General features: G+C 53.8%; 13 protein-coding genes. 3 read left to right on the top strand and 10 right to left on the bottom strand.

Translation table 11 applies throughout. The annotated features are described in order from the left end of the window. The first annotated feature begins 471 nt into the window (after nt 1–471). The gene (gene leuB / locus AC3G2T_RS34245) at nt 472–1,551 is read left to right on the top strand and encodes a 3-isopropylmalate dehydrogenase (RefSeq protein ID WP_488438253.1); all 1,080 of its coding nucleotides are present in this window, start codon (nt 472–474) and stop codon (nt 1,549–1,551) included. Nucleotides 1,552–1,684: 133 nt separating this feature from the next. Here the strand turns inward: leuB and AC3G2T_RS34240 are convergent, their stop codons facing one another. After that, the gene (locus AC3G2T_RS34240) at nt 1,685–3,832 is read right to left on the bottom strand and encodes a fibronectin type III domain-containing protein (RefSeq protein WP_488438252.1); all 2,148 of its coding nucleotides are present in this window, start codon (nt 3,830–3,832) and stop codon (nt 1,685–1,687) included. Between the two features lie 588 nt (nt 3,833–4,420). On the opposite strand from AC3G2T_RS34240, the gene AC3G2T_RS34235 reads away from it, so the two are divergent. Continuing rightward, entirely contained in the window at nt 4,421–4,969 is a 549-nt protein-coding gene (locus tag AC3G2T_RS34235; protein WP_474685931.1) for a peroxiredoxin, read from the top strand. Between the two features lie 135 nt (nt 4,970–5,104). Next, a complete protein-coding gene (locus AC3G2T_RS34230; RefSeq protein ID WP_488438251.1) occupies nt 5,105–5,482 on the top strand; it encodes a glycine cleavage system protein H in 378 nt (125 codons plus the stop codon). A 38-nt stretch (nt 5,483–5,520) separates the two neighbouring features. On the opposite strand, the gene argC is transcribed toward AC3G2T_RS34230, so the two are convergent. The 9 genes from argC to AC3G2T_RS34185 form a co-directional block, all read right to left on the bottom strand. Next, on the bottom strand, nt 5,521–6,474 hold the full coding sequence (gene argC / locus AC3G2T_RS34225) for an N-acetyl-gamma-glutamyl-phosphate reductase (protein WP_488438250.1): 954 nt from the start codon (nt 6,472–6,474) through the stop codon (nt 5,521–5,523). Between the two features lie 142 nt (nt 6,475–6,616). Beyond that, on the bottom strand, nt 6,617–8,581 hold the full coding sequence (locus AC3G2T_RS34220; RefSeq protein WP_488438249.1) for a glycoside hydrolase family 15 protein: 1,965 nt from the start codon (nt 8,579–8,581) through the stop codon (nt 6,617–6,619). Nucleotides 8,582–9,138: 557 nt separating this feature from the next. Continuing rightward, nucleotides 9,139–9,429 (bottom strand): hypothetical protein, encoded by a 291-nt coding sequence (locus tag AC3G2T_RS34215; RefSeq protein WP_474685923.1) that lies wholly within the window; start codon nt 9,427–9,429, stop codon nt 9,139–9,141. Nucleotides 9,430–9,614: 185 nt separating this feature from the next. Continuing rightward, nucleotides 9,615–12,626, bottom strand: coding sequence for a 1,4-alpha-glucan branching protein domain-containing protein (locus AC3G2T_RS34210; RefSeq protein WP_488438248.1), 3,012 nt, complete (start codon nt 12,624–12,626; stop codon nt 9,615–9,617). Then, nucleotides 12,623–13,168 (bottom strand): DUF4912 domain-containing protein, encoded by a 546-nt coding sequence (locus AC3G2T_RS34205; protein WP_488438247.1) that lies wholly within the window; start codon nt 13,166–13,168, stop codon nt 12,623–12,625. The genes AC3G2T_RS34210 and AC3G2T_RS34205 overlap by 4 nt, the downstream gene beginning before the upstream one ends. Before the next feature lie 126 nt (nt 13,169–13,294). Further along, entirely contained in the window at nt 13,295–13,513 is a 219-nt protein-coding gene (locus AC3G2T_RS34200) for a KTSC domain-containing protein (RefSeq protein ID WP_488438246.1), read from the bottom strand. A gap of 55 nt (nt 13,514–13,568) precedes the next feature. Then, entirely contained in the window at nt 13,569–15,971 is a 2,403-nt protein-coding gene (locus tag AC3G2T_RS34195) for a sugar phosphate nucleotidyltransferase (RefSeq protein WP_474686639.1), read from the bottom strand. 1,469 nt (nt 15,972–17,440) lie between these two features. Further along, the gene (locus AC3G2T_RS34190; RefSeq protein WP_488438245.1) at nt 17,441–18,187 is read right to left on the bottom strand and encodes a hypothetical protein; all 747 of its coding nucleotides are present in this window, start codon (nt 18,185–18,187) and stop codon (nt 17,441–17,443) included. A gap of 334 nt (nt 18,188–18,521) precedes the next feature. After that, nucleotides 18,522–21,596: a 1,4-alpha-glucan branching protein domain-containing protein gene (locus AC3G2T_RS34185; protein ID WP_488438244.1), complete on the bottom strand. Its 3,075-nt coding sequence runs from the start codon at nt 21,594–21,596 to the stop codon at nt 18,522–18,524. Nucleotide 21,597: the final 1 nt, after the last annotated feature.

Genomic DNA, 21,597 nt, shown 5'->3' with positions numbered 1-21,597 from the left:
GTAACACGCCTAGATGATCTGACCATTAGAATAGGTTTTTTTATGCAAAATTTCAACATTAATTTACCTTTTTTGTTAAATAACATTTAAAAAATATGGTTTGTTACATTTGTTTGCAAAGCTAGTGCAAAAATGCAGTTTTTTTCGCGCATACATGAGTTCGGACCCATCTGGGTCGGAAATTCCTGCACAATTGCAGGTTTTTCCTCAAAATGAGCCTCTTTCAAAGAAAAAGCCTGCACTTTTGCAGGTTTTTGCCGCGTCAGCAGTGATGTGCTGCTCCGGCGGTGAGTGATTCAACCACGTTTACATGCTTCTTTATAGGTGTAGCCTATTAAAGCGATAGATTTTATATCTAAGTGACCTGGCCTAAGTATGGTACAATATATAGAAGTCTTTTTTCGACGTTAACGAAGGATGTCTGACCGCGCCAAGCGGCAGGAATATGAAACCAGGGAGTGAATGAAAGTCATGGCAGAAGTGAAAAAAATCGCTGTAATCGCCGGAGACGGAATCGGTCCGGAAGTTGTTGCAGAAGCGGAAAAAGTATTGAAGCGTACGGAAGAATTGTTCGGTTACCAATTTGAAACCGAGCATGCGCTGTTCGGCGGTATCGCCATCGATCAAAAAGGCACCCCGCTGCCGGAAGAAACGCTTGCGGTGTGCCAATCGGCTGACGCCGTTCTGCTGGGCGCTGTCGGCGGTCCGAAATGGGACAACAATCCGAAGGAGCTGCGTCCGGAAACAGGGCTTCTCGGCATCCGCAAAGCGCTCGGACTGTTCTCGAACATTCGTCCGGCTGTTATTTTCGATTGCCTGAAAGAAGCTTCCACTTTGAAACCGGAAGTATTGGAAGGAACCGACCTGATCGTCGTTCGCGAATTGACAGGCGGCATCTATTTCGGTGAGAAATTCCGCCGCGAAGGCGCAAACGGCCAAGAAGCAGTGGATACTTGCGTGTACAACGTCGCTGAAGTCGAGCGCATCGCCCGCCAAGCTTTCGACATCGCGCGCACCCGCAGCAAGAAGCTGGCGTCCGTTGATAAAGCGAACGTTCTGGAGACGTCCCGCTTGTGGCGCGAAACGGTAATCCGCGTTTCCGCGGATTATCCGGATGTCGAGCTGGAGCATGTGCTCGTCGACAACTGCGCGATGCAGCTGCTCCGCCGTCCGTCCAGCTTCGACGTCATCGTCACCGAGAACATGTTCGGCGACATTTTGAGCGACGAAGCTGCGATGCTGACAGGCTCGATCGGCATGCTTTCCTCCGCATCCCTGGGCGAAGGCAGCTTCGGTTTGTACGAGCCGGTGCACGGCTCCGCTCCGGATATCGCCGGTCAAGGCATCGCGAATCCGATCGCTACGATTTTGTCCGTCGCGCTGATGTTCCGCCTGACGTTCGGCTATCACGATGCGGCTGATTCCATCGAGCGCGCGGTCAAAGAAGTGCTCGACGCGGGCAACCGCACAGGCGACATCGCCGTCGACAAAAGCAAAGCCATCGGCACGGTTGCGATGGGCGAACTGATCGTTAACGCTATGCGCAAATAATTTCATGCAATATAAAAAGCCTGATTGCTGAGCGAATAACATCGCCACAGCAGTCAGGCTTTTTACATAACGCAGCTTATGTGTTGCGCATAATTCGGTCGGCGATCGATGGCGATAATCGGTAGATCAAACTCTATTTACTGTATTGATTAACCTCAAAATTTTGGATCTTATCGAATACAAAATTATCTTTTCTACTTTTGAAAGGTCCAAGGTTATAGGTTTTGTTCATCGTATAGAATGCTGGTCCCGTTCCTGAAGCGCGATTGTTGTACCAGTTGATAAAATCATTTACTTCGTCCATAGACAAGTCATATTCAAATGTTTGACCGCTAACCATGGTAATTTCCAATAGAGCCCGATTATTTTGAATTGGAGCTGTCGGGGTTGCCTCTACAGAGTTTGAATTATTACTTTCATTGTTTCCAATAACAGCGGATACTACGTAGTAATATGTCGTTCCGTCTGTTACTGTCGTATCCGTATAACTCGTACCTGTAATTCCCAATGCGATTTGGGTATACGGACCACTATTGGATGTGCTGCGTTTAACAATATAACTGGATGCTCCCGTTGCGGCTGTCCAAGTTAAGGAAACCTGTTTGCTGCCGGATGTAGCAACCAAGTTTGTAGGATAAAGCAATCCCGGCGAAGACGGGGTCACAGTAACCACGTTGGAGTTTGAGCTCTCGCCACCTGCATTTGTTGCTGTGACAACATAATAATAAGTCGTACCATTGGTAGCCGTGGCGTCAATAAATGAAGTCTGAGTTACGTTGCTTGCCACAGCGATGAAAGGCCCATTTGCAGTTGCTGCACGTTTTACCGTGTAACTTGTCGCTCCAGCCGATGCAGTCCAAGACAGGCTCGATTGATTGTTGCCCGCGCTTCCTGTCAAATTGGTTGGAGCTTGCGGCGTTTGTGGCAATGGAGCTTTTGGAGTAACTGCAACCTCATTCGAATTGCCGCTTTCCCCCGCGATATTAACCGCACTTACAGTAAAGTAGTAAGTCGTACCGTTTACAACTGAGTTATCCGTAAAAGATGGTAGATATACATTATTAGCAATAACAGTATATGGTCCGCCCGCAGTCGTTGATCTTTTAAGAACATAGTATGTGGACTCTGCTACAGAATTCCAGGTCAGACTTACTTGTGCATTTCCAGCTGTTGCTGATAATCCCGAAGGAGTTGCCGGCAATGGAGGAACAGGAGTTACATTGATGGCTGCAGATTTGGCCGATTCAAACCCCGCTTTATTAACCGCCGAAACTTGGTAGCTGTAGGTTGTTCCATTGATCAATCCGGTCACATTAAAACTAACCGCCGAAACAGGTGTCGTATTCAGTTTCACTCCATTTTGATATACATTATAGCCGCTTAAATCAGTTTCTGAATTCCCTTTCCAATTAAGATTTACCGTCCCGTTCCCTGCCACTCCAGTTAATCCGGTTGGCGTAACTGGCGGGTTCGTGTTCACTGGTGTGACCGATACCGCTGAAGACAAAGCAGATTCATTCCCTGAGGTATCAACAGCCGAAATCTGAAAAGAATAGGAAGTCCCGTTCGTAAGGGAACCAACGGAATAAGATGTTCCGCTGATAGGAGTATTGGAAAGTTTTACTCCATTTTGGTAAATGAAATATCCTTGTAAATTAGAATCGGTATTCGCATTCCAAGTAAGGTTAGCAGTACCATTAGCACCAGTACCATTCAAACCAGACGGGACAGCAGGCAAAGCCTCATCATTTTCCACATACCATTCAGAATCCATTCGATAACCACTAGTTTTAAATTTGTACCTTCCTGCTGGTAAATGTTGCACAAACTTTTCAGCCTGTAAATTGGTAATTGCTGAGGTAGGAAGAGAATACGTAGAAGTAACATCTGTATAGCTACCGTCAGAACTGTTAAACTTCAAAATGTTCAATTGAGCAGTATAACTGCTCCATCCAGTAGTCCCATATCTCCAAATATTAACTGATCTAGGGAAAGAAACTTCCACATATGAGGAGGAACCATACCAATAAAAAACTTGATTTGTATTCCAATCATTTGCCGGAATTCCATCGAACAACCCTGCACCATTCTGATTTGCAGCATTTGCAGAAAAGCCATTAATCAATGTAGCAGTAACCTTCCCGCCAGTAGCCTGACTAGGAGGATATCCTGTAGTCGTCGCAAATGTGGAACTTGAAAAAATAGTAAAAAGTAAACTCATAAACATGCAGCAGAAATAAATCTTGCTATTAAAAAGAGATTTTTTGAAGGTTGGTATCATAGTTGCACATCCTTTTCCAATTAATTTGCCGAGCATCGAGTCATCTGATGAACTTGAATCATAGAAAGATAGATAAATAGTCCTTAGTGCTAAAGTTGATGCTCTCCCCTTTCCTATAAATGCAATGACTCCTTTTGGGTAATTTATATCAACTTTCTCATAATATCACTTAAAGGAAAGGTTTACCATGTTATTTTGTCTATAAAAGTTGAAATTTGTAATTTTTTAAAAAATAAATGAGAATTAAGGCTCATTTCCAAATTGATAATTAGGATTATTAAACTAGTTCCTTCTGGGTGAAACATATAACGCCTCAACCGCCAGGCTTTTTACATAACGCAGCTTATGCGTTGCGCATAATTCGGTCGGAAAGCGTTGGCGATAATCGGTAGATGATATTCAGCAGCTTGGTTTTGCCAATCAGCATTTCGAAATGCCCCTATTCCAAATGCTTTTCAAACTAATTGTCAAAAATCCCCCACAATTAATAATAATTATTAGTTAATATTCGATCTAATTATTGACTTTCATCTAGGCGAATGTTACCATTTTATACGAAGAATTCAGATTAGAGGAGGAGTTTTGCACATGGCAGAGCGTTTAGTCGGTAAACAAGCGCCGGATTTCACAATGGAGACGGCATTAGGCAACGGTCAAGATTTCGGTAAAGCATCTTTGTCCGATTATAGAGGAAAATGGTTGGTATTATTCTTCTATCCATTGGATTTCACATTTGTGTGCCCAACAGAAATTACAGCTTTGAGCCACGCTGCCGCTCAATTCAAAGAGCTGGACACTGAGATTCTGGGTGTTTCCATCGACAGCATTCATACTCATCGCGCCTGGATCAACACTCCGGTTAACGATAACGGCCTTGGCAAGCTGGAATTCCCTCTTGCTGCGGACATCACTAAATCCGTTGCCCGCGATTATGGCGTTCTGATCGAAGAAGAAGGCATCGCGCTTCGCGGCCTGTTCATCATCGATCCGGAAGGCGAACTGAAATACGAAGTTGTTAACCACAACGACGTAGGCCGCAGCGTAGAAGAAACGCTTCGCGTGCTTCAAGCGCTTCAATCCGGCGGATTGTGCCCAATGAACTGGAAACCTGGCGACAAACACCTCGTTGCGAAATAATCATAGTTAAAAGCGATAAAGCTCCTTCGGTCCGTTTGATGCGGCGGAGGAGCTTTTTTGATAATAAAACGCAAGCGCCTGGTTTAGCAGGCACTGGCGGCTTTGCAAGCTTTTGCACCTGGGAGGATAATGAACATGACAGTTCCGGAACATCTTCGGTACACCAAAGACCATTACTGGATTCGTCCGGAAGGGGAGCATGCCGTCGTCGGGCTTACCGATTGGGCGATCGCCACAATTGGGATGATCGTCTTTATCGAGCTGCCCGAAGCAGGGGATGAGCTGGAGCGGGGCGGATATGCAGGCAGCGCGGAAACCGTGGAGGGCGACCGGGATTTGCCCGCTCCGTTATCCGGCAAAGTAACGGCCGTGAACCCATTGCTTGAACGGGTGCCGCAGCTGCTGCACGACTCGCCTTATGAAAAAGGATGGATGTATAAAATTCAGCTATCCCATCCGCAGGAGCTCGACTTGCTGCTCGGAGCCGGGAGCTACAGCGAGCTGGTGCAGTAGGGAGTTTGGCCCACCCGCCCAGGCTCCGAGTGCGGCTCCTAGATTAAACTAAGGCTTTCTTCAAAGCCGAGCATCAGGTTCATATTTTGAATGGCCGCGCCGGAAGCACCTTTTCCCAGATTATCGTACCTGGTTAAAATGTGGATATGCTCGCCCTGGCCGAAAACAAACATGTCGACTTTGTTCGTGAGATTGCACTCGCCGATCAAAAAGTAGCCGTCGTCCAGGTGGCGGCCGGATTCGTACGGCATGACACGGATGAAAGGTTCGGACTCATAGCGGGCCGCCAAGATGTCGCGAACATCCTCGGCCGACACGCTTTTGTTCAAATTCCTTTTGATCAGCGGCACGGATACAGCCAGTCCCTGATAGTAATCGGCAATAACGGGCGTAAAAAGAGGCTCGTAGAGCAGGCCGGAGTACATTTGCATCTCGGGGATGTGCTTATGCAAGCGATCGAGCGCATAGTGCCTCGGGATATGCAGTTTTTTTTCGTCTGCGGCCGCAGCGTTTTCGTACAATTCTATCTTTTTTCTTCCGCCTCCGCTGTACCCTGTAACCGAGAAACTGGTGACGGGGTAGTCCCTCGGCACAATGCCGGCATCGATGAGCGGTCTGAGACTCAGTATAAAGCCTGTTGCATGGCAGCCGGGGACGGAAACTTTGGAAGCGCCGCGAATGAGATCCCTCTGGCCGGGGACTAGCTCCGGCAATCCAAAGACCCAGCCCGGATCCGTTCTAAAGGTGGTGCTGGCATTGATGATTTTGGTTTTCCCGCCGGCAATCAGCGAAACGGATTCCCTGGCGGCATCGTCGGGCAAACAAAGGAATGCAATATCTGCGGCGTTCAGCAATCGGCTGCGGGCATCCGGATCTTTTCGTTTGGAAGGTTCGATTTGAAGCACTTCGATCTTGGCGATCCGCGATAAATATTCGTTAATTTTTAATCCTGTAGTGCCGTCTTGACCATCGACAAAAACTTTAAAGCCCAATTTCATCACTCCAATAAATGCAAAATGGTTTTAATAATTATAAAATTTTATGAATAATTATACAATGCAAAAATTTACTCCGCGCAAAAAAAAGCTATCCCCTGTCGAAACCGACTTCAGGATAGCTTTTGTATTTGCAGCACTACTGTTTGGCAAGCTGCTTGTATTTGTTCAAGTATTTCACGACGGTCAGCACATAAGTGGCGTGGGACCAGGTGAGCGGAGCGACGGATACGGGCTCGCCTGAAAAAGGATCAAGCTGCTCGGGCAGCACGCCGCTTTCCATGGAATGCCGAACGACCCACTCCAGCGTCCTGCGTGGTGTCTCCAGGTCGGCCAGCGATTTGGCGCACTCGATTTCCCACTCGGCGATCCAAAGCGTACAGATGATCCAGGGGTTCCCCGGAATGTTATCGATGTCGGTGGAGCGCTGGAAGTAATAATCGTGATGATAGCGGGCGATGCCTCCGACGTCGGTTTTGATCGCCAGTCCTGCTTTGTTCGCTTTCATAGTCGATACGACCTGCTCGTCGTCGGCCGGCAGCACGCCGAATTCGAAAATGCCGTAGACGGAGCTTTCCAGCGTCATATCCTTAACCCATTCCCCGTCCTCAAGGTACAAACCGCGCACAAAACGGCCTTCTTCTTCATCCCACAAATGCTTGAGCATGCCGGCTTTAATTTTCTCGGCCGTGTGCTTGTAGCGGTTGCTCCGCTCCTCATCGCCGAACAAATTGCTGAAATTCGAAGCGGCGATCAGCCCGCCGTACACTGCAGAAGCCGTGAAAGTATAAATGCCGTACCGTTCTTCCCAAAGATCGTAGCTCGGCTTAGGCAGGTTCAGCTCCTGATCGATATAAGTCGACATAAACCGGGCCGCTCTGCGAATTAACGTGCGATAAAGCGATTGGGCGAATTCCAGGCTGCCGTGCTTCTGAAAGTCCTGCCACAGGGCAAAAAGGACAAGTGCGGTTTCATCTTCCTGGATCGGCAGCTGCACGCGTCCCGAATGAATGTAAGGATGCCAGCTGGAGCCGACCGTGCCGTCCGGATTGTATTTATGATGCAGATAGCCTTCCGGCGAAAGCACATTAGCGCAAAAGTTGAAGAAAGGAATGATCATGCCCTGATAGCCTGCCATGGACATCGCATAGGCGATCAATGCGCCGTCGCGGGGCCACATGTAGCTGTAATGGTCACGATTGCTCTGCATAATGTCCGAGTCGTTGGCGGCGATGATGGCGCCGTTCACATCGGTCTGCGTTCTGACGATCAGCAGGCTCTGCTTATACAAGCGCACTACGTCCTCCGGCAAGTCGCCGTAATCCCGCTCGGACTTGTTCGCCCAGCGCTGCCAGTACACGGTAACCCGGTCGAGCAGCTTGCCGGGGTGGCTGTCTTTGACGTAGGCGTCGAGCTTTTTCACTTCCTCGAGCGTTTTGCCGGCCGTCATCCAGTAGTACATCGTCTGGCTGGCCTCCGGCGGCACGAACAGCCGGAAACTGATCGTGCTATCGACCGAGCCCTGAGCGATCGCATTGCCCATCAGATGGCCGTCTTCGGCGTCGCGCCAGGTGCCTTCGGCATTGTAGAACCTTTTGACACCCGTAGAATACTGAAAGATGCCCTCGGTTCCGGTGCTTCCGTTAAACATGAAATACTTGTCTTTTTTATAATGGAAAACGGTATTGGATGCCGGGTAATAGGCAGCGGTGTCGCCCACTTCCGTTTCGTTAATGAGCAAATCCTGGTTAAAAAATACCCGTACCTCGCGCACCGTATTTCGGTGATTGGTAATTTGAATCCGCTTCAAATAAATGTCCTCGCGCTGATGGACACCGTCGTTTATGAGCAGGGTGATTCCCAGATCCGGATGCGTAGCCGTAACCTTTGTAACGAGAGAATCCTCCACATAAGCGAGATGAAACTGCCATTCCGGGGCGTTCAGCCAAGCAAAGGCGCCATCGACCCAGATGCCTACCCGGCACTGGTATCCGCCGATATGGTTGAGCTGGCCGACGAAAGGATAGTACAGATCCCGCATGTAAGAATGCTGATCGAGGTTAATAAGAAATTTTCCGTTTCCGATGACCAGATGTCTAGGCATAAAATCACTTCCCCACTCGTAAGTTTGATCGCGGTAAAACCATGCTCCAAGGGAACTGAAAGAGGGTCTACGCGTCTGATGGATCAGCCTACGCTTCATAAGGACACATAGGGCTTTGCCAATAGGTTACCTAATTCTTCCCAAGGAATCAATGATTCTTTGAAAATATTCTGAAAATTGCATGTGACCGCGCTTTCAAAATGGGCACAGTTTCACATATTATTTTATTATTTCCTCGCCGCTATGAAATATACGTGATTTTCGGGGCTGCCCGGAAATGCGGGGAGGCTAGAGCGGGGCCGGCACAATCAAAGCAGCGCAATCCTGGTGCCCCGAAACGCGGAGGCCGGAGCCGAACAGCCCCAATCAGCCCGGTCGCGTGAAGAAAAGCAGCAGAAGCCAGGCTGCCGCGAAACGCGGAGGCTAAAGGCGGACCGCCCCAATCAGCCCGATCGCGTGAAAAAGCTGCAAAAGCCAAGGCTACTCCGAAACTTGCATGCCAGAGCCGAATCCCCACAATCTGCTGGGTTGCGTAAAGAAGAGAAGTAAAAGCCAGACTACTCCGAAACCTGCACGCCAGAGCCGAATCCCCACAATCTGCTGGGTTGTGTAAAGAAGAGCAGCAAAAGCCAGGCTGCCCTGAAACGTGCACGCCAAAGCCGGACCCCACATTCAGCCGAATCACGCGAAAAAAGCTGCAAAAGTGCAGTTTTTTGCTCGTTGATGGGCTGGAGACGAAATATTCCTGCAATTGTGCAGGCTTTTCGCCGCGAACGTGGGCTCAGATTCATTTTCATCGAAAATTCCTGCACAATCGCAGGCTTTTCGCCAAAACGAAACATTTTCATAGGAAAAACCTGCACTTTTGCAGGCTTTAGTCTGGTCCGCTAAGCTGCCTGATGTCTCCCCGCTGTACAACCTGCACCCTGGGAGACGAGCGTTGGGAAAAAGCGTATGCACCCCAAATTAGAGCGCTCCGGTTCCCTAACCCTCACAAAGTGACCTCATTTGCTCAGCAATTTGAAATTCCGCTTCATTTTGATAAAACGATATGGGCTGCCTGCCGATACACGTCTACGGTCGCCTCGCTGATGCCGGTCCAATCGTAGGAAGCTTCAATTTTACGAGCAGCCGCTTCCGCAAGCTGCTTCGCGGACTCGGGACGCTCCAGCAAATCCGCGATTTGCGCGGCGAGCGCCCGGGCATCGCCCGGGGGAACTTTGCAGCCGTCGACGCCGTGCTCGACGATTTCGGCCAGACCGCCGACATCGGAGACGACTAGCGGCGTTCCGCTGGACATCGCTTCCAGAGCGACGATGCCGAACGGCTCGTAGAGGCTGGGAAAGACGCACAATTCGGCGGCTTCCAGCAATCGTTCTTTATCCTGCCCGTCAACAAAGCCGGTGAAACGGACCCGGTCTCCGTAACGGGCGGAACGGAAACGCAGCTCTTCCAGAGCCGGACCGGTCCCGGCGATGACGAGGAGTGCGTTAGCGAAGCGTTTGAGCAGCGGCCGCATGGCGTCGATCAGAATGTGCGCGCCTTTTTCGTGCACGAGCCTGCCCAGGAAGCAGATGATCCGGTCTCGGCCTGTGGTATCGCCAATGGTTCCCGGCAGCAGCGGATGGATAAGGGAAGCGGGGGCATCCGTTCCACGATGCGCGCGTACGCCGTTGGGAATAAGGACCGCTCTGCTTTCCGGCAGTCCGAAAAGGCGCTGCATTTCATGCTGCATAAACCGGCTGCAGACGATGACGCGGTCCGCTTCCTTGGTCAGCTTACCTTCCAGGCGATGAATCCGCTGCTGTACTTCGGTCTCCAGCCTGCCTTGGCTGCGCCCGTATTCCGTGGCGTGAACGGTGGCGATGAGCGGGATGCCGAGAGTTTGCCTGCTTTCTTTGGCGGCATAAAAGACGAGCCAGTCGTGAGCGTGAACAAGATCGAAATCCGCACCGTCCCGGAAAAGACGCTGAATCGCTTCTATAAAAGCCATGTTCATTTGAAAGACCCAATCGAGAAAATGAACCGGCACCATCGACTGCAAAATTTGCACCCGATGAATATGCACTTGCCCGGACACCTCGTAGACCGGACTGTCGGCCGCATGGCACGTAATGACATGGACGGTGTGTCCGAGCGTGGCGAGCTGTTCCGATAAGTCGCAGACCGCCCGGGCCAAGCCGCCGATCACGCGCGGCGGATATTCCCAGGCGAGCATGAGGATGCGCAGCTTGCCACTGCCGGGAGCGGCGGGAAGAAACGCTCCCGCTCGTACCTCCTCAAGCTCGCTCGAAGCTGCGTATATGCGGTAATCGAGCTCGGGCAAAAACGGCGAGCTGTGCTCCAGCCGATCGAGCAGGTCGCCGGCAGGCTGAGCGGGCGGAGACAGAGCGGGCAAGCCGTTGTCGGTGCAGTGATTGCCGGTGGGCTCCGGTCTGCAGGTCAAAGCATCGGCGGGCTGGGCTGGCGCAGACGAAGCGGACAAACCGGTACCGGTACTGCGTTCATCAGCGGGCTCAAGTATGTCGAGCAGGGCGTGAAAATGCTCCAGATGGCTGCGGATGCGGCGCTCTGCATATTCCGTCACCGTGCCGGCGTCGAGAATGAACGTCCAGTCGCTGCTTTGAGCGAGCAGCAGCTCCCTCGCCGCCTGATTGAGCGCCCGCCTCCGCCAGGCGTCGGGCGGCGAAAGCTCGCGCTGCACCCGGGCGGCGGCGCGGATCATCCGGTCCTCGGCTGCATGGAGCCGAGGATGCACCCACTGGCTGCGCGGCTGCAGCCAGACTTCGGCGAAGCCGCCGCGGCCCCAGCTCGATACGGGAAGCTCCGCTTCCGTATCGGGCGGCCAGGCGGCCGCGTAAGCACTTAACGTAGTCGTCTCCACGACTACGCCCGGGCTAAAGCTGCGCGCGTCATGCAGCCCGCGCAGCACGGCCTCCAGCCACTGGGTACCTTCGTACCACCAGTGGCCGAACAGCTCGGCATCGTATGGGCATACGATGACCGGGGGCGCCCCCTCGCCTGCGGCGGCGAGGCGGCGGATCTGCTCCGCCCGGGCCGCGATGAAATGACCGGCGTGCTGCCGGGCTTTCCGGGCGGCACGTTCCGGGCGGTAGGGCTGTTTGGCGTCTCCGCTGCGCCCGGTGACGCGGTGATACTTCAAGCCCGTATGAATCCGCTTGCCGTCCGGCAGCATATAGGGCTTGATGTACTCCCACTCGGTGCCGCCGTCCGCGCCGAGGTCGTAGCCGATATCGCGGTAATACTCGCGATATTCGCCATCGCCCGGGTACCCGGCCTCCGCGCTCCACACTTGTGTGGAGGCTTCGGGGTCCCTGGCGAAGGCGCAGGCGCCGCCGCGCGTGCGCAGGGGCCGGCCTGCGGCGGCCAGCGCGTGTGCGTGCGCCGGAGCGACGAACCAGCGCAGGCCCAGCGCCTGCAGGTGGGGCTCCACCGCGGGCGTGTAGCCGCACTCCGGCAGCCAAATGCCTGCCGGAGCAGAGCCGAAATGCCGCCGGAATTCGAGAACGGCGGCTTCCAGCTGCGCGCGCAGCGCGGCTGCGTTCTTGACCAGCGGCAAGAACGCATGCGTCGCGGCGCACGTGATCAGTTCGACGCAGCCGGCGTCGCGCAGGCTGCGAAGCTTGGCGATCAGATCGCCGCCCAGGCGATCGTACAGTTCCAGGAGCCGGCGGTAGCGGCTCCGGTACATGGCGGCTGCGGGCGCGAAGTCGGCTTCGCCGCGCAGGCGCGACGCTTCCTGGCCGGCCAGCTCGCTCAGCCCGGTCAGGTACCGCTTCATTTTGCGCTGCATGAGCGGGTCTTCCATCATCGCGAGCAGAGTAGGGGAGACGGAGAGCGTCAGACGGAAGCCGACGCCGTCCCGCAGGAGGGAATCCATCATATCGATCAAGGGAAGGTAGCTGTCCGCGACAGCTTCGTAGTACCAGCGCTCTTCCAGGGTGACGTCGTCATCCTCCCGGCGGACATACGGCATATGAGCATGCAGGAGAAAAGCGATATAACCGTGAGCAGGGGGAGTCATTCGCTGTCGCCTCCGGAGTCCGCATCCGTTTCCTTAACCGGATAGACGGAATACGCTGAGAATTGGTCATAGCTGAACGGCTTGATCAGAGTGAAGGCGAGCGGAGCTGCGGAGAGGGCATTCCCTTCCGGCAGGGAAGGGGCGGAAGCCGTTTCTTTAGCGCCGGCGGGCGTCATGACCGTATTGGAGCGCAGAAGGGGGAGAAACTGGCCGTGACCGTTCACAATGCCCAAATCGGCCGCATAATGCCTGCCTGGGCGGAACCCTTGCAAAAAGCAGGATTCCTCCTGCGGCAGCGGAAGCTCCCACGCCTCATTGGCGACGCTCCCGTCAAAAGATAAACCGGTAACGTCATAAATGCGCAGGCTGGGCAGCAGAGCGAGCCAGTCTTTTCCGAAATGCTCTTGGATCATCGCGGCTTTCCGTGAGGAGAGCTGCCAGTATGCAAACAGGACAAAAGGCGATTGCACGAGCAAATGCAGCGTATCCCGGTCCGTATAATCGGCGTGTACAGTTGGAGTTGAAGTGGAAATCCGACTCACCTTTTCTTTAGCGTGGTTGTTTTGAAGCAACTGCTTTTGAACTGGATTGATTGAGCAACATTGTAGCATACGCTGCGCGCAAACGAAAAATCTCCACTTTTGCGAAGTGGAGATCGTGTATGTCATTCACTCTACCGGCGGTTGACCTTGAGCGTACCGCATTCCGGTAAGCTTCACTAAAGAGTCGTAGCCATTCGTCGAGGTCGCGATCATCTGATAGTCGTCCTGCTTCACATTGGGAAAAGATGCCTTGTAACCGGTATGATATTGAACGATCATACTGGATGATTGATCGTCGTACAGCACATAGGCGATCTGTTTGGAAACGATGGGAATTATGTTCACGCCGCTCTCTCCTTCATCGTGAGAATCGAAAAAAATCAACGATATATGTATATGCTCATTGAAGAAGGTTTAGAATTTGTTCCCGGTAGTTGCGGACGAGCGCTTGCGCCAGCATCGGATTATCCGACTGGGCGACGACTTGGAAAGCGGGATCGTCGGCGTCGGGAAGCAGCAGAACCCAACCATCGTCGTGAAAAAATTTAATGCCGTCCAGCAGCTCGACGCGCGCATCTTTCGTGCGCTCCATCATGTTCCGCATCACCCGTCCTTTAACATCCCACGGACATGCAATCCGCTCGCGGTGCAGATGAAAGTCCGGCAGCAAAGAGAGGAGCTCGCTGAGCGGCAATCCCGTTCTATGCAGATGCAGCAGCACGAGTCCGGCCGCAAAAAGCGAATCGAACAGCGGATGCATATTCGTTTCCCGAGTCGCTTCCATTACCGCTCTGGCCCATTCCTTCGTGCGCACAATGCTCGCTCCGAGCCCTTCGGCCATGCTTTCCAGCAGATGCGGCGCGCTGACCGGGGCTCCTATCGTCGATCCCGGGCGGCTGTGAAGGTAGCACAAGTAGAGAAGCACTGTCTGCACGTCTTCGTTCACAAGGTCGCCACGCTCTGTGACGAGCCGCATGCCGCGCCCGTCATCGCTTAGCCGCAGCCCGAGGCTGGCCTGTGAGAGAGGCACAAAGGCGTGGAGCGGCTCCAGCAGGCTGGCCGCCGTCACATGGATCGCTTCCGTACCCAGCTCCTCGAAAAAGGGGATCGCCCATTGCTGAAACCAGGGGCTGGCTTCGATCACGATTCTCAAAGGCGGGACAGCGGTGCGCTCGTCAGCGATTTCTTTGGCCAAAGCGCGGACATACGCCTCGGTCCATTGGTGGTCCTCTTTGCAACTCCCAACCTGCCCGATAGGAGCACGGGCGTAATCTTCCTGCCAAAAGCTGTTTTCGACTTTACGTTCGGCGTTTCTGGCTATCGGCAGCCCCGAGCCGTCCAGACATTCGAGAGAGCAGTCGGCGGCTTCGCTGCCTGACCAGGCGATATGAATCCCTCCCGCCGCTCCAAGACTGCGAATGGCAAAAGCGGCTGCAGGCGGCATGCAGTCGCCCAAATCGATCACATGAGTGCCGACCGACTGCAGGCTCGCGATGACGATGCGCTTAAGCAGCCGGCAAAATTCATGCGGGGCGCCGCTCACAGTCAAAACTTTGCCTGCGGCTAACGTCGCGCCGTATGCGGTGGCGAATCTTGCGACGATTTCCGGCGTAAGATCGAGATTCGGGAGTCCGCTGACCCCGGATGTTTTGTATAAGGATTTGGAGGCTTGGTCGCCCCATATAAAAGATGTATGAAGCCGGGTATTATCGCGAATTTGTTTGCCCGGCCATATTTTCACATTCGGCTGAACCGTACTTCCGGAGCCGATTACGACATGACTGCCGACGACGGACCCGTCGCCCAAACTGGACGCCTCCTTGCAAACGATCCGGCTTGTCAAAGTCGACCCCGCTAGCTCGTTCCGCTCGGCGATGTGGTTGTGGTCCCACAGCACGCTGCGGGTCAGCACGCTGCCTTTGGACACACGGTTGTTTTTGCCGATGATGCAGTATTCGCCGATTTCCACATCATCCTCGAGCCGGCTGCCCTCCCCGATGTACGCCGGGCCAAGAATCTTCGCTTTGGCGCTCACTTCCACATTGTCGCCGACGTAAACGCCCGGCTGAATTTGCTTGCCCGGCAGGTTCGCCTTCACTTTGCCCCCAAGCATATCGAACTGCGTTTGCCGGTACTGCTGCAAATTGCCGATATCCGACCAATACCCGCTGCCGACATAGCCGTACAGGGCAAGATTATCGCGAAGCAGCGCCGGAAACAGCTGCTGGCTGAAATCAAATTCCGTACCGGAGGGAACGCGTTCCAGCGCCTCGGGCTCCAAAATATAAATGCCGGTATTCACCGTATCGCTGAACACTTCGCTCCAACTCGGCTTTTCCAAAAAACGCGCGATACGGCCCTGCTCATCCGTCATGACCACGCCGTATTCAAGCGGGTGTGCGACCCGAGCAAGCACCAGAGTAGCGAGCGATTGCTTTTGTTTGTGAAACGACAGCGCCTGCTTCAAATCAAAATCGGTCAACGCATCTCCGCTGATGACAACAAAGGTATCGTCCAGAAAATCGTGGGCATTTTTGACGCTGCCCGCTGTACCAAGCGGCACGGTTTCGTCAAAATAGCGTATATTCACGCCGAAGTCCTGGCCGTCTCCGAAATAACTTCGGATCACTTCGGGCAAATACTGCATCGTAACGGCAATTTCATGAATGCCATGGCTCTTCAGCAGCTCGACGATATATTCCATGCAAGGCTTGCCTACAAGAGGCACCATCGGTTTCGGGAGATGACAAGTCAAGGGACGAAGCCTCGTCCCTTTGCCTCCGGCCATAATTACAGCCTTCATTGTGTAACCTCCTAAGGATAAGCTAACAGTTTTCCGAAGGAAAACTTTTTTCGTGGTACCCTGAACGGCCACCAACCGTGATGACCTTTTGACCCCAGCACCGTCCCATGCATCTTCTGCATCCTATCATTGCGAACGCCGCCAACAAACACCGCACCAGTTGCATCCCGACTCACTTTCTCCACGTGAAAAGAATAGTTTCTTCGCAGCAAAATTTCGCACCTCAACAATTGGGAACGTCGGGAACGGGGAATTCCTGCACATTGTATTTGTGTAGAAAGGCGCATCCGTTTTCAACCTGTTCCGACAAGTAAATTATGTCTTTTCTGAGGCACAGTAATTTGTTTGCCCAAGCCGTTCGTGCCAGCGGGCAAGTGGGCAAACGGTGTCAAAAAACTGCGAAGTGCAGGTCTTTTCAGGTAAAAGCCTGTAATAGTTCAGGAAGTCCCGGTCCTGAAGGTCTTGCTAAAAAAAGCACCGTGCACAGCTCCCAGCCCGTGGTGTTGCGCTGCATGACGGCGGCCGGTCGACTGCACAATTGCAGGAAACCGCGAAGTCGGGGAGCTAATGAGCAAAGATGTACCTTTTACGAAAATAAACAGCAGTTGACCCGTTTATTTTAATTCTGTAGGGTGAGGTCTACTGCGTCATGAGAGTATTCGCAGGTTTCCTGCCCGCGCGATCGAAGGTAGCAGTCGATTCGACCGCCCCGATGAGTAAGAATAGTCGTTCCAGGTCAGAGCTAATTTGTTTGTCGCAGCCGTTCGTGAAGCGGGTAAGCAGCCTCGAAAACCTGCGAAAGTGCAGGCTTTTACCCGGTGAACAGCTTATTTGGAGAAAAAGCCTGCAATAGTGCAGGAATTCCTGGTCCAGAAGGTCATGGGCGAGAAAATAAGCCGAAAAACCTGCACATTTGCAGGAATTCCGCGAAACCGGGGCATTAATGAGCAAAAAGATGTACTTTTGCAGGTTTTCTGCCCGCACGATCGAAGGTAAGCGATCGATTCGACCAGCCCTGACGAGTAAGATGAGTCGTTCCAGGTCAGAGCTAATTTGTTTGTCGCAGCCGTTCGTGAAGCGAGTATGCAGCCTCGAAAACCTGCGAAAGTGCAGGCTTTTTACAGGTAAACGGCTCGTTTGGAGAAAAAGCCTGCAATAGTGCAGGAATTTCAGGTCCCGAAGGCCCTGAACGAGAAAATTTGCCGAAAAACCTGCACATTTGCAGGAATTCCGCGAAACCGGGGCATTAATGAGCAAAAAGATGTACTTTTGCAGGTTTTTTGCCACACGGTCGAAGGTAAGTGATCGATTCGACCAGCCCCGAGGAGTAAGAGTAGCCGTTCCAGAGCTAATTTGTTTGTCGCAGCAGTTCGCGAAGCGGGTAAGCAGCCTCGAAAACCTGCGAAAGTGCAGGCTTTTTCCCGGTAAACGGCTCGTTTGGAGAAAAAGCCTGCAATAGTGCAGGAATTTCAGGTCCCGAAGGCCCTGAGCGAGAAAATTTGCCGAAAAACCTGCACATTTGCAGGAATTCTGCAAAACCGGGGCATTAATGAGTAAAAAGATGTACTTTTGCAGGTTTTCTGCCACACGGTCGAAGGTAAGTGATCGATTCGACCAGCCCCGACGAGTAAGATGAGTCGTTCCAGATCAGAGCTAATTTGTTTGTCGCAACCATTCGCGAAGCGGGTATGCAGCCTCGAAAACCTGCGAAAGTGCAGGCTTTTTACAGGTAAACGGCTCGTTTGGAGAAAAAGCCTGCAATAGTGCAGGAATTTCAGGTCCCGAAGGCCCTGAGCGAGAAAATTAGCCCCAAAACCTACACATTTGCAGGAATTCCGCGAAAGCGGAGCATTAATGAGCAAAAAGATGTACTTTTGCAGGTTTTCTGCCCGCATGATCGATGGTAGCAATCGGCTTGACTTGCCCCGACGAGCAAGATGAGTCGTTCCAGGGTCAGAGCTAATTTGTTTGTCGCAGTAGTTCGCGAAGCGGGTAAGCAGCCTCGAAAACCTGCGAAAGTGCAGGCTTTTTACAGGTAAACGGCTCGTTTGGAGAAAAAGCCTGCAATAGTGCAGGAATTTCAGGTCCCGAGGGCCCTGAGCGAGAAAATTTGCCGAAAAACCTGCACATTTGCAGGAATTCTGCAAAACCGGGGCATTAATGAGCAAAAAGATGTACTTTTGCAGGTTTTCTGCCCGCACGATCGTACCAGCCATGCCCCTAACCTGCACATCTGCTATCGTACCTTTGGTGGCTCTTAGCGCCCGACGACCCGGGCTTTGACCGCGCCTTCGGCGGCCTATGACGCCCCGGGCTTTGACCGTGCCAGCGGCGGACCATGTCGCGCCGGGCTTTGACCGCGCCTTCGGCGGCCTATGACGCCCTGGGCTTTGACCGTGCCTGCGGGGGTCTATGGCACTCCGCGGTTTGACCTGCCATCGGCGGGCCATGACACCCCGCGCCCCCGCGCCATCGTTCCTTACTATGCCCATGTAAGGAAAATCTTATCGCGGCAATCCCGGCGGCGGCGGCCGGCCGTGGGCCGCGGGCTTACGCGTTGAGCCGCTGAGCTTGCGCGCGGTCGCCGGCTGCCGCTGCTTCGCTCGGCTCGGGCTGGTAATGATCCAGCTTGCGGTATTCGCTTTGCAGGCTTGCAGCAATTTGATTCCACTGATAGCGTGCCTGCACGAGCCTATAAGCGGAATCGGCCATGCCTGCCGCCTGCTCGGGGTGCAGCAGCGTTTCGCTGACGTGCCAGGCCAGCGATTCGACATGGCCTGGCAGTGCTTTGAATCCGTCGACTCCGTGACGGATAATTTCCGCGAGGCCCCCCGTATCGGATAAGACGAGCGGTCGCCGATAGGCCATCGCCTCCAGGGCTACGATGCCGAACGGTTCGTACAAGCTGGGGATGACACAGACGTCGGCGGCTTGATAAAGCCGGGAGCGTGCGGCGTCATCGACGAAGCCGGCAAACCATACCCGGTCGCCCAAATGAGCCGCCCGGCTGCGAAGCTCCTGCTCCATCGGCCCGGAGCCGGCGACGATCAGCTTGGCGTCCGGGATTTGCCCCAAAATAGCGGGCATGGCGTCGATCAAAATCTGGACGCCTTTTTCATAAACGAGCCTGCCGATATAAAAGATGACTTTATCACCGTCGCTCAAAAATTCCGGGCGGTGATCCAGATGGTGCTCCTGGCGGCCCTCCAGGTGGTGATCCAGACGGTGATTCTGGCGGCCCTCCAGTCGATGATCCAGGTTGCCCTCCGTCCGTTCGTCCGTACGGCCATCCGGGCCACCTTCAGTCCGGCCGCCCAAGCCGCTCACGGCAGTATGGCCGAGCCGGATGCCGTTCGGATAGATGCCTACTTTGTCGTGGGGCAAGCTGAATATTTGCTGTACCTGATCTTTCATATACTGGCTGCACACGAACACCCGGCTTGCTTCGTAGGTCAGCTTCCATTCGCTCCGGTGGATTTTGTGCTGGAGCTCGGTATGCAGCCGCCCCTGATTTCTCCCCCATTCGGTGGCATGGATCGTGGCGACGAGCGGGATGCCGTAGCTGTGCTTGATTTCTCTGGCCGTATGCATGACCATCCAATCGTGCGCGTGCAGGAGGTCGATTCTGCCTCCGTGCTCCTTCCAGCGGACAAGATGGTCGATCATCGCCAGGTTCATCTCGAACGTCCAGTCGTAAAAGTGAGTATCTCCCGAACAGTCGATGGGCAGCCTGTGGACGTATACGCCGTTCATTTTTTCAAAATAGGGCGCTCCGTAGTGGGAAGTCGTAACGACGTGCACGATCTCGCCTTCTGCGGCGAGCGCTTCGGACAGCTCATGCACGGCCCGCGACAAGCCGCCGACATGTTTGGGCGGGTATTCCCAGGCGAGCATGAAGATGTTCGGCCGGTGCCCGGTTTCGGCCAGCAATGCTTCCCAGTCCGTCAGACTGGGAATGATCGGGATGGGCGACAGGCGGTCGATGGCCGCGTAGTCCCGGTAATCGATGTCCGGGAAGCAGTTGTCGTGTTCCTCCAGCCCGGCCAGCGCCGCCTCATCAATGGCCCCGCGTTCAATCTGCTCGCACAGGTGATGGAAGCAGCCGAGATGAACCTTGGTCCGGCGAACCGCGTAATCGACGACGGTCTGGGCATCCATAATGAATGCCCAGTCGCTGCTCTGGGCGAGCATAAGCTCCCGGGCGGCCTGGTTAAGCGCCCGCTCCAGGAGATCCGCCATCGAATGCTCGCGGCTTTTCAGGTGCTTATGCCTGGTGGCGAGGCGTATCATTCGCTCTTCGGCTTGATGCAGATGCCGGTAGATCCAGTCGTTGTTCCCCTGCAGCCACACTTCAGCCGAGTGATTCCGTCCCCAACTGGATTCGTTCAGCTTGCCGACATCGGCGACAGGATACTCCCGGAGGTATTCGCCGGGCGTAATCATGGCGATTTCGTGCTGGTCGTGAAACGTTTTGCGGCACAGCATCTCGATCCAATCAGGCCCTTCATACCACCAATGGCCGAACAGTTCGGCATCGTAGGGAGAGACGATAAGCGGTTTGCGGTCCAGCCAGCGATGCCAATGCTCGGCCTGTTTTTGGCGGTTGAACAGGAAGTTGCCGGCGTGTTCGGCAGCTTTGTCCAGCGCCCGCTGCGGCCGGTAAGGCTCGCGATGGCTGCCTTTTCCGGTAATGCGGTAGTATTTGATGCCGGTGTTCACCCTCTCGTGCGTAGGCAGCACATACGGGCGTATATAATCCCACTCGCCGGCGTCGTTCCAGCCGAGATCCCAGCCGATATCGCGGTAATATTCCCGGTAGTCGTAGTCGCCGGGATAGCCTTCCGTCGCGCTCCATACCTGGCTGGCCGATTCGGGATCGCGGGGAAAGGCGCTGACGCCGTAAGGGCTCATCAGCGGGGCGTACAGCTCCCGGTTCGGCTGGGGCGACGCGAAGGCGACCGCAGTCGAATCGGAGAAAAAGTAATCGATCCCGTACTGCTTCAGAATCCGGTCGATCCCCGTGGTGAAGCCGCATTCCGGCAGCCAGATGCCCCGCGGCTTGCGGCCGAAATGCCGCTCGTAATCGCGCACCGCGGTCGCAATCTGCGCCTTGATCGCTTCTTCGGTTTTCATCAGCGGGAGGAAGCCGTGCGTAGCCGCCGAAGTGACGATTTCAATATGGCCGCTGTCCTGAAATTGCTTGAATTTGCGCACGAGATTTCCGCCGCAGCTTTCAAACAGCTTCTGCAGTTCGCGAAATCGCCGCGCGTAAAGCTTGGCGAGCGGGAGCAGCGTTTTATGGTTTTGCAGCCGAATCTGCTCCTTATCCGCAAGTCCGATCAGTTTGCTCAAGTATGCGCGGTAGCGCTCCTGCATAAGGGAATCGCCGAGCAGGGCCAGCAGCGTGGGCGTCATGGAAAACGTAAGACGAAAGCCGACCTGATCCGCCGCCAGCCGGTCCATCATCTCCGCAAGCGGCAAATATGTTTCGGTCATCGCCTCGTAAAACCAGCGTTCCTCCATGTAATCGTCCCGGTCGCGATGGCGGATGAACGGCAAGTGGGCATGCAGCACGAGCGCGAGATAACCCTTCAGCTCCGGCTTCTGTTTTATACGGTTCATCATA

This window comes from Paenibacillus sp. sgz302191, assembly GCF_057749925.1.
Note: the sequence above shows the minus strand (reverse complement) of the source record. Positions and strands in the feature narration are given on the sequence as shown.